Origin of the sequence: Rhodococcus globerulus NBRC 14531 (assembly GCF_001894805.1) — a bacterium.
Lineage (GTDB): Bacteria > Actinomycetota > Actinomycetes > Mycobacteriales > Mycobacteriaceae > Rhodococcus_F > Rhodococcus_F globerula.
In genome coordinates, this window is sequence record NZ_BCWX01000004.1 from 341,870 (window position 1) to 354,395 (window position 12,526).

General features: G+C 60.4%; 13 protein-coding genes. 11 read left to right on the plus strand and 2 right to left on the minus strand.

Annotated elements, in window-relative coordinates; genetic code table 11:
- The 9 genes from RG2_RS22225 (at position 1) to RG2_RS22265 (ending at position 9,298) form a co-directional block, all read left to right on the plus strand.
- Positions 1-945: a branched-chain amino acid ABC transporter permease gene (locus RG2_RS22225; protein WP_051730416.1), complete on the plus strand. Its 945-nt coding sequence runs from the start codon at positions 1-3 to the stop codon at positions 943-945.
- Positions 942-2,027 carry a branched-chain amino acid ABC transporter permease gene (locus RG2_RS22230; protein ID WP_051730417.1) on the plus strand — a complete coding sequence of 362 codons (1,086 nt, stop codon included), beginning with the start codon at positions 942-944 and terminating at the stop codon, positions 2,025-2,027. Before RG2_RS22225 ends, RG2_RS22230 begins: the two co-directional genes overlap by 4 nt.
- Positions 2,020-3,525: a carotenoid oxygenase family protein gene (locus tag RG2_RS22235; RefSeq protein ID WP_033233642.1), complete on the plus strand. Its 1,506-nt coding sequence runs from the start codon at positions 2,020-2,022 to the stop codon at positions 3,523-3,525. Before RG2_RS22230 ends, RG2_RS22235 begins: the two co-directional genes overlap by 8 nt.
- Positions 3,522-4,271, plus strand: a complete 750-nt coding sequence (locus tag RG2_RS22240; RefSeq protein WP_051730418.1) for an alpha/beta fold hydrolase — start codon at positions 3,522-3,524, stop codon at positions 4,269-4,271. Before RG2_RS22235 ends, RG2_RS22240 begins: the two co-directional genes overlap by 4 nt.
- Complete coding sequence (locus RG2_RS22245) at positions 4,268-5,068, plus strand: alpha/beta fold hydrolase (RefSeq protein WP_033233643.1); 801 nt, start codon at positions 4,268-4,270, stop codon at positions 5,066-5,068. The genes RG2_RS22240 and RG2_RS22245 overlap by 4 nt, the downstream gene beginning before the upstream one ends.
- 2 nt (positions 5,069-5,070) lie before the next feature.
- Complete coding sequence (locus RG2_RS22250) at positions 5,071-6,591, plus strand: aldehyde dehydrogenase family protein (RefSeq protein ID WP_051730419.1); 1,521 nt, start codon at positions 5,071-5,073, stop codon at positions 6,589-6,591.
- A gap of 1 nt (position 6,592) precedes the next feature.
- Positions 6,593-7,669, plus strand: a complete 1,077-nt coding sequence (locus RG2_RS22255; protein WP_033233644.1) for an alcohol dehydrogenase catalytic domain-containing protein — start codon at positions 6,593-6,595, stop codon at positions 7,667-7,669.
- An 86-nt stretch (positions 7,670-7,755) separates the two neighbouring features.
- Positions 7,756-8,460, plus strand: a complete 705-nt coding sequence (locus tag RG2_RS22260; protein WP_033233645.1) for a FadR/GntR family transcriptional regulator — start codon at positions 7,756-7,758, stop codon at positions 8,458-8,460.
- Between the two features lie 13 nt (positions 8,461-8,473).
- Positions 8,474-9,298, plus strand: coding sequence for an ABC transporter ATP-binding protein (locus RG2_RS22265; RefSeq protein WP_033233646.1), 825 nt, complete (start codon positions 8,474-8,476; stop codon positions 9,296-9,298).
- A gap of 7 nt (positions 9,299-9,305) precedes the next feature.
- Here RG2_RS22265 and soxR read toward each other — a convergent pair whose 3' ends face one another.
- Positions 9,306-9,746, minus strand: a complete 441-nt coding sequence (soxR, locus tag RG2_RS22270) for a redox-sensitive transcriptional activator SoxR (RefSeq protein WP_033233647.1) — start codon at positions 9,744-9,746, stop codon at positions 9,306-9,308.
- Between the two features lie 64 nt (positions 9,747-9,810).
- On the opposite strand from soxR, the gene RG2_RS22275 reads away from it, so the two are divergent.
- Positions 9,811-11,214, plus strand: coding sequence for an MFS transporter (locus tag RG2_RS22275; protein ID WP_033233648.1), 1,404 nt, complete (start codon positions 9,811-9,813; stop codon positions 11,212-11,214).
- Complete coding sequence (locus tag RG2_RS22280; protein ID WP_033233649.1) at positions 11,211-11,423, plus strand: helix-hairpin-helix domain-containing protein; 213 nt, start codon at positions 11,211-11,213, stop codon at positions 11,421-11,423. Before RG2_RS22275 ends, RG2_RS22280 begins: the two co-directional genes overlap by 4 nt.
- Positions 11,424-11,431: 8 nt before the next feature.
- Here the strand turns inward: RG2_RS22280 and RG2_RS22285 are convergent, their stop codons facing one another.
- On the minus strand, positions 11,432-12,526 hold the full coding sequence (locus RG2_RS22285) for a GGDEF domain-containing protein (RefSeq protein ID WP_033233650.1): 1,095 nt from the start codon (positions 12,524-12,526) through the stop codon (positions 11,432-11,434).

Here is a 12,526-nt window from a genome sequence, read left to right on the forward strand (position 1 = left end):
ATGACAACTTCCACAAGCATTCTCGCGGCCGGAAGTGATCCGGCAAGCATCTTGACAACGGTGTCGACCGGATTGTCCAACGGAGCTCTGTACGCACTGTTGGCCATAGCACTGGTCACAGTGTTTCGCACCACCGGCCACCTCAACTTCGCGCAAGGTGAATTTGCAATGCTCTCGGCATTGCTGTCGTTCAGTTTGATCGCTGCTGGGCTTCCGATCTGGGTCGCGATCATCGCCTCGATGGTGATCTCCGCAGTTGCCAGTGCGGCGATTCAGTACTTCATCATGCGGCCACTCGAAAAGCGCGGACACGCAGCGGCATTGATCGCTGTCCTCGGACTCTTCCTCTTTGCCAACGCTTTCGGCGGGGTGGTGTGGGGCGTCGACAACAAAACGCCACTTGCTCCGTTCCCCGACGGCGTCGACGACCGGATCACCGTCCTCGATGGAACTCCACCATTCACACTGAGCTACATCACCATAGGCATCTGGCTGACGCTGGCTGCTCTGCTGGTGTTCCTCTGGCTGTTGCTCTCCAAGACCAAACTCGGATTGGCATATCGCGCCGTCATCTCGAACCGATCGTCTGCCGCCCTCGTGGGAATTCCCGTGGCTGCAACCTTCGCACTCGGGTGGGCTCTAGCCGCTGTGCCAGGAACTCTTGCAGGCGTTATGACGTCACAAGCTGCAAGCGCGCTGAGTTTCACGATGATGGCCAACGTCCTGATCTACGGATTCACTGCGGCATGTGTCGGCGGCTTCGACAGCTTCGGCGGCGCCGTGGTTGGCGGATTGCTGGTTGGACTTGTGGAATCCGTTGTGCCTTCCATATTTCCCGCAATCGGAGCCCAATCCGGATTGGCACTTGCGCTGGTCATGCTCCTGGTGGTCCTCACTGTTCGCCCACAAGGCCTCTTCGGCCGCAAGGAGGTTGCGCGGGTATGACCGCGACCGCATTTCCCTCGTCATTGCGCGCACCGAGTTCACGACGGACACTGATCGTCGGGACTCTCGTCTACCTCATCGCGGTACTGGGCGCGGTGGTGTTCGTCCCCGACGCAAAGATACTCCAGTTGGCGACTGCTCTGGCATATGCATTGGCCATCCTCGGACTCAACCTTGTCTCCGGATATGCTGGGCAAATTTCCTTGGGCCACAGCGCATTCTTCGGTATCGGCGCTTACACCAGCACCATCTTGGTGACCGATCACGGACTGTCGATTATCGCTACCCTACCCGTCGGCGCACTCATCGGATTTGTCGTCGGAATAGTCGCCGGCCTTCCAGCCCTTCGACTGAAAGGGCACTACCTCGGACTAGTCACCTTGAGCTTCGCGGTGGTATTTCCCTTGCTGATCACACGATTCGGATCGCTGACCGGTGGAGTGAACGGCAAACTGCTTCACTCTGCCTGGGTCATTCCCGACGGCGTACCCGACTTCATCACCCAGACTTCGATCAATTTTGTTGTTGTCGCGGCAGTGACAGGCATCGGCATTCTCATCTGCCGCAACTTTGCGAAGTACGGACCGGCCCGAACACTGACGGCCATCCGTGACAACGAAACAGCAGCAGCCACAAGTGGAATCAATCTTTCCCGACAGAAGACCATCGCATTTGCCGTCAGCGCCGCATTCGCGGCGGTGGGTGGGTCCATGTTCGTGCTCGTCACCGGTGTCGTCGCGCCCGAGACGTTTGGTGTCTTCTTGGGAATTCAGCTCTTGACCGGTCTGCTAATCGGCGGATCCGGCACGCTGATCGGACCGTTGATCGGCGGCCTGGTTCTCGCTTTCCTACCGACGTACACCGCAGACCTGATCGGCGGATCCGGCGCGAACATGATCTACGGCGCCCTGCTCGTGGCCTTGATGTTCTTGATGCCCACCGGTATCGCCGGCGGCGCAGCGGCTCTGTACTCACGAATCACGAAGCGACGCCGTCCCATACCTGCCGATCACGATTCCGCACGGCCTGGCATCGCCCCCGCTACCGTACCGACCGAGTCCCGAGGAGGCGCTCATGTATGACGTCAACGACACACTGTTCATCAGCGTTCCTGTCGAAGAAGACCAAGAGAATCCGTGGCTCCGCGGCGCGTGGAGACCACAGGGCAAGGAATACGCCGTCAGCGGCGACGAACTGACGATCATCGGTTCCATCCCGGAAGAATTGGACGGTATCTACGTCCGCAACACACACAACAACGCAACCACACCTACCGGGATCTATCATCCATTCGACGGCGACGGCATGCTTCACGCCATTCGCTTTCGTGACGGCACATGCGAGTACCGGAACGCCTTCGTCCGTACCACAGGGTTCTTGGCCGAGCAGGGGGCAAAGAAGGCTCTGTGGCCGGGAATTCTCCAGCCTCAGGAGTACCAACGTCGAGGCTGGGGATCGATGGGGTCGATGAAGGACAATGCCGGTACCGACGTCATCGCCCACGCCGGTCATCTGATTGCCACGATGTCGCAAGGAAGTGAGCCGTGGTGTTTGAGCCCGGTCACCCTGGAAACCCTTGGCCCAAACAAGAATTGGGCGAAACTTGTCCCCGACGGATTATCGTCGCACTACAAGGTGGACAACGCCACCGGCGAGATGACGTTTTTCAATTATCCACAGAAGGCTCCGTTCATGAACTACGGAGTAGTCAACAAGGCAGACAATCTCGTTCACTACGTGCCGATCGAACTACCCGGCCCACGATGGCCCCACGACCTCGGTATGACCGAGCACTATTCGATTCTCCACGACCTGCCGTACTTCTTCGACGAGGAACTACTGAAGAAGGGAATCCACAAAGGTTCGTTCCACGACGACATTCCAGCGCGATTCGGTGTTATCCCCCGCTACGGAACCAGCGCCGATGTTCGCTGGTTCGAAGCAAAGCCCTGCTGGGTCATGCATCTGTCCAATTGTTTCGAAGACGGCGACTGGATAGTACAGGATGGATGCATCTGGGACAACCTTGTGAAACCTCCTGTCGGAGTTGAAGAAGATGCCCACGCGATCTACGCCCGTATCCGTAGAAACGTCGACATGCATCCCACCGGCGCGCATCTCTATCGCTGGATGTTCAACATGGTGACCGGAGAAGTCAGAGAGTTCCCCCTCGACGACGAAGTGAGTGAGTTCCCCGTCATCAGCAACGACGTGGTCGGACGCCCGTACCGGTACTCGTACAACGCCTTGTTCGAAAAGGGCGAATGGCATCTGAACGGCCTCAAACGCTACGACCTACACACCGGCAAAGCCGTCCGGCTGGAATTCGGACCTGGCCGTTGGGGCAGTGAGCCCGCAATCGCGCGTCCGGCAGGTTCTAGCGCAGAAGACGACGGCTACTGCATTGTTTTCATCACCGACTTGATCCAGGATCGCTCCGAATGCGTTATCTATCGTGCCGACGATCTGACCGGCGATCCCGTGTGCACGGTCATTCTCCCCGAACGGATTTCAGTGGGCACCCATTCCTGTTGGGTCGAAGGTGACCGTATCGCCGGAGAAGGGCGGGCACCACGATGACAGACATCGTTTTTGTCCCAGGACTCAACAACGACGCGTTGGTCTGGGACCGTGTAATCAAATCACTTCCACCATCACTGAGCGCAACAGCCGTAGATGTTCCCGCAATCGGTGACGTCGACAAGATCGCCGCAGCACTCGCAGTCGATCTACCCGATCAGTTCTTCCTTGTCGGGCATTCCTTCGGAGGAGTGGTCGCCATGGCGCTTCTCGAGTACTGCCCGGAGCGCATTTCCGGCGTGGCACTGGTGAACACGCCACAGGGAACCGATGACGAAGCCACCGCAGCGGCCCGATTGGACAAGGCAGAACGTGCGTTGGCCGGTGAATTCGAGAACTTCGCGATGGGCCGCGTCGATCTCGTATTCCACGCGGACAACGCCGAAGATCCCGATGTCTTGACGGAACGGCTCCGCGGAGTGCGTGCTTACGGTCCGCAGCGATACAGCGCGCACAGTGCAGCGATAGCCTCTCGCCCCGACCGGACTGAGCTGCTACTCGCCACTGAAGTTCCGCTCGCCGTGATTGCCGCAGAATCCGACCTTGTTGTACCACCAGGCGAACAGCAGGCTCTTGCCGATCGAGTAGGGGCTACCTTCGCCGGCATTCCCCACGCTGCCCACATGTTGCCCGCGGAGGAACCCGAGGCGCTCGCCCGGGCACTGACGAAGTGGATCGACTCCGTGGATACCACCGACACACACCACTCCGTGGATACCACCGACACACACCGAGGAGAGAAATGACCGCCGCATACACCGGCACCATCGACTACACCGTCCACGGAAGCGGGACGACCACCGTATTCATGCTTCACGGAGCCTACGGCGACGGCAGCTATTTCGCTGATACCGCAACGGTTCTCGCTGATGCAGGCTACCGAGTCGTCGTCTGGAATTGTCCCGGATACGGCATGACCCCGCCAGCGCAGACTCCGTCCATCACGACGTTCTCCGCAGCAGCGACGTCGCTGGTTCAGTCAGAAGCTACGGCCGTCAACGTCCTGCTCGGTCACTCCATGGGCGCGCTCATCGCACCCTTGACCGCCAACAACGAACCACTCGTCGCTGCTGTTGTCCTGTCCGGAGCATCAGCGGGTTTTGCTTCGCGCACTCCGGAAGACCAGAAGCGATACCTGGCCGAACGGCTCGAACCGATCGAGAACGGACAGACGGTCGCAGAGTATGTGCGTCCATTGCTCGATTCGATGATGGGGCCCAGTGCATCCGGGCCGCTCGTGGACAAGGTCCGCGAAGCCATCCTCGCCATGCGAACCGAAACCTTCGCCGATTCGATCCGCGCTATCGCGTCGTACGACGGCCGTGAGGCTCTCGACAATCTGGCGGTCCCGACCTTGCTCCTGGCGGGAACCGTGGACACGGCCTGTCCGGTCGCCGGTATGCGGGCGATGGCCGAGCGCATCGAGGATTCCGAAATTCACGAACTCGAGGGCGTTGGGCACTACGGTTTCGCGGAACGCCCCGACGAATTCCACGGACACCTACTGGACTTCTTGGGCAGACGACTCCCGAAGGAGAACTGACTATGCTGCAATCGGATCCGACAGTCTTCGCCCGCGCCGTCGAAACGGCCCGACTCCCTCGCGTGCACACGCTGATCGACGGCATGTTCGTCGACGGCGGCGGCCAGATATTCTCCGACGTGTTTCCGGCAACCGGCACTCAGATCGCCGAAGTCCGATCCTCGTCACCAGGTCAGGTATCGGATGCAGTGAGCGCAGCGCGTCAAGCCTTTCCGGCCTGGGCGGACAGTTCTGCGACGACACGTGCCGCCATCCTGGACCGCGCCGCGGACACAATGCTTCGCGACATGGACCGGTTGACGGCATTGGTCACCCTCGACAACGGAAAGACCTCACCGGAAGCAAGTTTCGACGTGGTCAGTTCGACCTCGTTGACCAAGTCGGCGGCAGGGTGGGCAAGCAGGATGAGGGGCTCCACCCTGCCGCTCGGTGACGGGTACGTGGAGATGACATGGCGTGAACCTGTGGGCGTCGTGGCCATCTTCATGCCCTTCAATGCACCATTGATGTTCTGCGCGATGAAGATCGCTGCCGCCATCGCGATGGGCAACACCGTTGTGGTCAAGTCGCCGGAGAAGAGTCCGCTGGCTGCAATCGCCTTTGCCGAATACCTCGTCGAGGCCGGCCTGCCGAACGGAGTGGTCAACATCGTGCAGGGATTCGCGGACGTCGGGACCGCATTGGTCTCGTCGCCGGAGGTGGACATGGTCTCGTTCACCGGAAGCAGCACCGTCGGGGCGCGCGTCGGATCCGATTCGGTGGCCGGACTCAAACGCGTTCTCCTCGAGTTGGGCGGCAAGTCTGCGAACATCATCTTCGACGACGCACCGTTCGACAGTGCGGTCGAGGGGTCCGTCGGCGCGATCTTCCGCAACTCCGGACAACGATGTTTCTCCGGATCGAGAATTCTCGTACAGGAGAATATCGCCGATCGTTTCATCGAATCGCTTGTGGCCAAGACTCGTTCACTGCGAGTCGGTGATCCGTTCGACCCGAACAGCGATATCGGATCGTTGATCACCGCCCAGGACGTCTCCCGAGTCCGCAGCATCGTGCGAGACGCGGAAGAAGCAGGTGCAAAAGTCTTGTGCGGTGGCGATTCACCCACCGGAGCAACTCCCGAGTCTGGGTACTTTCTGCCGACGGTGATCGACGTCGGCGACCTCACCGATCTGGCGATCCTGCGGGAGGAGACTTTCGGTCCGGTCGTGACGGTGCAGAGATTCACCGACACGAACCACGCGATAGATATCGCCAATACGTCCGAATACGGCCTCGCCGGTGGATGCTGGACCAGCGACCTCGCGAAGGCCCTCACCGTGGCCCGACGCATCGAGACGGGCTACTTCTGGATCAACTCCTATGCCGCCGCCGCCGGACCGGAATCCACTATCGGTGGGCGCAAGTCATCAGGATTCGGCACTGAAAAGGGCGAGGACGGAATGCTCGCCTACACGGCGATCAAAACGGTCATCATGTCCGAATCATCAACTGGAACAGTAATTCCCATGGGAGGCCGCTGACATGTCGCACTACCACCGATGCCGAGGCGCAGTCACCACCGGACCCGATCAGCCACTTCGAATCGTCGAGATCGAGGTGCCGGCACCTCAGGCCGACGAGGTGCTGATCAAAGTCACCGCGTGCGGGCTGTGCCACAGCGATCTTCACTACATGGACGGCTCGTCCGGGGTGGACTATCCGTATCTCGTGGGGCATGAGATCAGCGGCGTGGTCCACGAGATCGGTCCAGAAGTCGTGGACCTCACGGTGGGCGATCAAGTGGTGGTGGCGCTGATCGTGTCGTGCGGCGAGTGTGTCGACTGCAAGCGCGGTCGCGGTGTCCGCTGCGTGAACAAGATGCCGCGCCATCGGGCTCCCCGCCTACCCGACGGCACGGAGCTGACACCGGTCCTCGGGGCCGGCGGCCTCGCCGAGTTGGTCCTGATGAACAGGCAGCACGTCGCCTTACGCCCACTCTCTCTCGATGCTGGTTTGAGTGCGCTTCTCGGCTGTGGGGTGCCAACCGGATTCGGCGCAGCGGTCAACACCGGTGAGGTCACTGCCGGCGACAGGGTCGCAGTCATCGGTTGTGGTGGGGTCGGACTCAGCGCGATCGCCGGTGCACAGGCGGCCGGGGCCGCCCACGTCACGGCCTTCGACTTCGAACCCGCCAAACGTGCACTTGCATCGGAGTTCGGCGCCGATGTCACCGTCGACGGTGCGCACTGGGCCCGGCGACCGGAGCTGTTGTCGAGCTTCGACATCGTCATCGACGCGGTCGGCGGCGACGGACCACTACAACAGGCGATTGCGCTGACGCGTCCCGGCGGTCGGATCGTCGCGCCAGGGGCACCTCGATCCGACGAAATCAGCGCTGTTGCGTTGCGCCCTGTCTTTCTCAAGCGACTCGAATATCACGTCTCGCACTGGGGCGACTGTGTCCCGAGCCGCGACTTTCCAGAGATTGCCCGGCTTGTCGCAGAGGGCAGCTTTCCGCTGGAGAAGTACCGAAGTGAAATTGTCGATCTCGACGGCGCAGCCGAGGCCTATGAGCGGCTACGCCGGGGAGAAGTGCTTAGATCCATCGTGATGATGTGAGCGTGCCGTCGAACACAACCACTGATGGTAGTCCTCAGACGTCTGATGACTTGTTACGCTAGGCGAATTCGATTCGAAAGGTAGCAATGACCGACGACCACGGTGGTTTCGTTCTGCGCAGCGGTCCCCTGGTGCCGCAGATCGAACAGATCTTCCGGTCGAAGATCCGCCAATCGGTATGGCTGCCGAAGCAGCGGATCCCGAGCGAAGCCGCACTCGCCGTAGAACTGGGAGTCGGGCGCTCATCCATCCGCGAAGCGATCCGGCTTCTAACTCATGCCGGGTTGCTGGAGGTACGGCACGGGGTCGGAACGTTTGTCGTCGCGGCGGAGGATCTGGAACACGCTGACGAATTCACCCGGCTACTCCGACGCTCACAGATGCTCGAGGTTTTCGAGGTGCGCCGGGCGTTGGAGGTCGAGGCCGCCAGACTCGCGGCGGAGCGCGCACAACCGGAAGATCTCGAGCGCCTTCGACGCCGACTTACGCTCCGCCACAGCCACTTCGAACGGGATGTCGAGAAGTTTGTCGACACCGACCTCGATTTCCATACAGAAGTCGTTCGACTCTCGGGAAACGCTGTCTTGCTGTCACTGTTCGAATCGGTGCGTCCGCTTCTCCGCAAGACTCTCATCGACATGGTGGACATCGAAGAGGGAGTTCCCGATACTTCACAGGCCCACGACAGACTGCTCGACGCGCTATGGAATTCGGATCCCGACGCCGCAGTAGCTGCAACACGCGAAAACATCGACACCGTCCTCCGTCAGCTACGCATTCTCGATTCATAGAGAGGCTTCATCCGTGGAACACTCCAGCGGCACAGTGCTGTCGACCGAACATGTCGACTTGGTCCGAGACGGCCGGTACTTGTTGCAGGACATCAACATTTCGATCGAGCCCGGCCAGCATTGGGTATTGCTGGGGGCTAACGGTGCGGGAAAGAGCACTCTGCTGAGCCTGTTCGGGGCAACTGCGCACCCCACCCGCGGCTCCGTATTCGTTCTGGGCCACAAGTTGGGCCGTGTCGACATGCGTGAGTTGCGGATGGACATCGGGCATGTCAATCCGCGTCATACGATCGGCATTCCGATCACGGTGCGGAACGTCGTGATCACCGGACTCACCAACACCACCGAGTTGATGCCTCGCTGGTCACCAACTCCGGAGCAGGAAGCACACGCCGACGCCTTGATCGACCTGCTTGGCATGAGCCCCCGATCGAATGCACTGTGGCCCAATTTGTCTCAGGGAGAGCGCGGACGCGCACTGATCGCCAGAGCGCTCATGGTCGAGCCACGATTGCTTCTTCTCGACGAGCCCGCCACCGGTCTCGACTTGGCAGCCCGCGAACAGCTGCTGAGCGCGCTGGATGACCTACGTAGTCAAAACCCGTCCCTGGCAAGCATTCTTGTCACCCATCACATCGAAGAAATCCCAAGCACGACAACACATGCACTACTGATCAAGGACGGCGTTGTCACGGCAACCGGACTTGCCGACGATGTGATCACGTCGGAGAACATCAGCGACTGCTTCTCACATCCCATCGAGATCGAACGACGCAATGGACGTTGGAATGCCAGGTCCCACCCTCGCCAACGGAACCAACTGAGCCAACTGATCTGACAGTTCGTCAGATCCGGCGGGCGCCCTGCCCGCCCAAACCGAGTTCGTCTCCCGGATTGAGCAGGTTGCAGGTTTGCAGTGACAAGCACCCGCACCCGATACACCCGGTCAACTCCTCCTGGAGGCGCGCGATCGCCTGTTTACGATCCTCTAGCCGCTGATTCCAGGCGGTCGAGATCTTTGCCCAGTCCTTCTTGTTGGGTGTGCGGCCCTCTGGCAGGGAGGCGAACACTTCCCCGACCTCCGACAACGGAATGCCGAAGCGGACGGCCAATTGGATCAACGTCACTCGCCGTATGGCATGCCGCGGAAACTTTCGCATATTGCCGGCGGTGCGAACGGCAGGAACCAGACCCAGGGTTTCGTAGTACCGCACGGCCGACACCGCAACGCCTGTGCGGGCCGACACCTCGCCGATAGAGAGGAGTTCGTCGCTCTTGCGGATCATCCTCGCCTCCCGTCTGGCACCCGAAGTTGACCTCAAGCGCACTTGAGACTCTACCTTCATCGACATGCATTCCCCTACTGATGTCTCCGCCGGCACGTGGCGTCAATTACTGAGCGGGCGGCATCTCGGGACCGCTACCGTCCTGGCGGGCGGAGTGGCGCTGTACGCCACGAACGTCTATCTCACGACCAGTTTGCTTCCGACGGCAATCGACGACATCGGCGGGCAACGGTATTACGCCTGGACTGCAACAGTTTTCCTTATTGCTTCAGTCATCTCCTCGATGCTGGTCACCCGAATCCTCGGCGCGAAAGGGCCTAGAGGCGCGTATCTGATTGCGCTTGCGATCTTCGCGATCGGCACGATCGTCTGTGCGCTCAGTCCTACGATGGAAATGCTTCTGGTCGGGCGTGCTGTTCAAGGAGCAGGCGGCGGACTGCTGGCGGGTCTCGGTTATGCCGTGATCAACGCCGCCCTACCCAAGCAGTTGTGGACGCGCGCATCGGCACTCGTGTCAGCAATGTGGGGTGTCGGCACGTTCGCCGGGCCGGCCATCGGTGGAGTGTTCGCTCAATTCGGCGCTTGGCGCTGGGCATTCGGTGCCTTGGTGGTCGCGACAATCGCGGTTGCCGCGCTCGTCCCCAGCGCGCTGCCGGCACATACTGCAGGCAGCACCACCAGCAGTCCGGTTCCGATTCTCTCGCTGGCCCTGCTGACCGCAGCAGCGCTGTTGGTCAGCGTCGCGGGAATTCTGTCCAACCTTGCGGTGACCGCCACACTGGTTCTTGCGGCAGTGATACTTCTGATTGCTTTTGTCGCAGCAGACCGTCGCGCGAGCCATGGAGTACTCCCGCCGTCGACCTTCACCGCGTCGTCCCTCAAATGGGTGTACCTGACCATCGTCGCCTTGGCCCTGAGCTCGACGGTCGAAACGTTCATTCCGCTGTTCGGTCAGCTCCTCGCCGGTATGACACCGTTGGCCGCCGGTTTCCTCGGCGCCGCCCTCGCCCTCGGCTGGACCCTCGGCGAAATTCCGAGTGCCTCGGCAACGTCACCTCGCGCTGTCCGCACAATCGTTGTCGGCGGACCTGTTCTGGTCGCATTCGGGCTTGCTCTGACGGCCGCGTTCCTCACCGATCAGGCCGGCGCCGGCGCAATCGCAGCGTGGATCGTCGGACTGGTCATTGCCGGGGCGGGTATCGGCATCGCCTGGCCACACCTGGCTGTCGGTGCGATGAACTCGGTTTCGGAACCAGGCGAAGGAGCAAAAGCCGCCGCGGCGATCAATACCGTGCAATTGATCGCCAACGCGTTCGGCGCCGCTCTCGCCGGAGTTCTGGTGAATCTCGGCGCACCCTCGACTTTGCGTTCCGCACAATTACTCCTGATCACATTTGCCGTCGTAGCCTGTATCGGTGTGGCGATCGCAGCGCGCGCCTTCCCGTCGTCTCGAGGAGATCAACCGTGACCGAATCTCAGTCTGCACAGCCCGGAGACGGTTTCCCGAAAACCAGCGCGCCCGCAACGCGGGCTCTTCTTGCCGCCGGTTACACCGAGTTGTCGCAGCTCGCATCGGTATCCGAATCGGAATTGGCAAAGCTTCACGGAATGGGCCCAAAAGCCCTTCGCATTCTGGGTGAGGCACTCGCCGAACGAGGGTTGTCGTTCGGCGATTGAAGAAGTCTTCACACGACGCTGGCACGCACCTGATTTCCACCCTCACGTTTGGCTTGATACATAGCCGAATCGGCCACCCTGAACAGTGCGGAAACAATCTCGTCCACGGTTTCGTCCACTTCTCGGGGCGCCGTACGAATCGCGATTCCGATACTCGAACTGATTGCCGGTACGTCATTGTCACCACTCATGAATGTGGTGATCCGCGTCGACAGTTTTGCCACCGAATTGAAGGGCGCCCGCTCGAGCACTACAAATTCGTCACCGCCGACTCGAGCGATCAGAGCCGACTGCGACGTCCAGAGCCTGATGCGCAAACCGGTCCTGATGATTGTGTTGTCGCCGATATCGTGTCCGTGGAGATCATTGATCTCCTTGAATCGGTCGAGATCGATCACCACAACCAGAAGCGCATTGTGTTCGTCGATCTGCTCGCCCACGATGTCCGTCGCCCGACGTGAAAGCCCACGTCGATTGAGAAGCCCGGTCAGCGGATCGAATTCCGATGTTGTTGCATCCGAACTGAGCATCGCCAACATGATCTGTGAGACGACGGGAATCACATAGACGGTCGCGAGAGTGACACCTATTTTGGCAATTCCCAATCCTGGATCCGTGTTGTCACCAAACAGCAGCGGCCACCCCGCCATAATCGTGACCAGGGTGGCGAATACCAGGTGCCCGAGCTGCAACGTGGGGTTGTGGAAAAACGCGATGTAGCCACCGATCGAGGCAAAAACCACACAGCACAACAATCGTGCCAGCGGATCGACGTCCGAGAACGACGCCACCGCGATAGCAATATCGGAGCCGACAACAAAGGTGTAGGACCACAGCCGGGTTGGCGGAAACAGCCACCAAATGAGGGCAGCGATCAGGCAGGCTGCGACCACAATCAGGTTGACGGATCGCCAGAACGAACCTTGCGGTCCCACAGCACTCCACCTCATGAGGACGAGGATCAACCCCATCCCGAACGCAGTTCCGCCGACCAGGATTCGGCAAGCCGACACAAGACCACGGTCTTCGAGGTAACGCATGAAACTCTGATACTGATCGGGCAGACGCCACCACTGCGCGATCAGGTCGATCAACGCTTTCAC